Source organism: Pseudoalteromonas sp. GABNS16E (assembly GCF_028598715.1).
Taxonomy (GTDB): domain Bacteria; phylum Pseudomonadota; class Gammaproteobacteria; order Enterobacterales; family Alteromonadaceae; genus Pseudoalteromonas; species Pseudoalteromonas atlantica.
This window is the reverse complement of the sequence record NZ_JAQREZ010000158.1, coordinates 1-570: the sequence shown is the minus strand read 5'-3', so window position 1 is coordinate 570 and position 570 is coordinate 1. Positions and strand designations below refer to the sequence as shown.

The 570-nt window shown below is 39.6% G+C and carries 1 protein-coding gene; it reads right to left on the bottom strand.

Features of this window, described 5'->3' with window-relative positions:
- On the bottom strand, nucleotides 1–291 hold a 291-nt coding region (locus PSI06_RS21100; RefSeq protein WP_273604827.1), incomplete at its 3' end, for a transposase.
- Nucleotides 292–570 lie beyond the last annotated feature (279 nt).

The following is a 570-nucleotide window of genomic DNA, read 5'->3' as shown; positions in this document are numbered from 1 at the left end:
GTAGGCCCTCGCCTTTTTTAGTACGTCGTTCTCCAACTGTACGTCCTCAAGCTGCTTTTCAAGGTTACGAACTTGACGTTCAAGGTCTTTATATGACTTTTCTGGACCATGGTTTTTAAGTGGCTTAAGCTCTTTTCTTGAGGTCATTTTACTTCTCCAACTTGACAACATATCGGGATGAATACCGTATTTATTAGCGGTCATTTTAACGGTACCGTGTGAGTCTAGTGACTCTTGCACCACTTTTCTTTTAAATTCCTCTGTATGTTTACGAAACGCTTTTACTTTCATGAGAACTGACTCCTAAATAGGTGTCTACTTTTATGGAGTCAGATCATTTAGCTGCTCGGCGTTAATATAAATAATCTTGTTTGGGCTAAATTTTTTCGAAGCCCGAAATATTTAACAAGCTACAAATTTTTCCAAAAAAAAACACGGCCAAGGCCTAATGCCAGTCAGTTAAGCTGACTGGTATTTTTCTTTTTGGTGGGGTATTTACTTGGTTTGGGTTTGACCCTTCGAGGGTAAAATCTATCTTCCCGCCTCGTCGGAAGCTCGTAATAAGTTAGC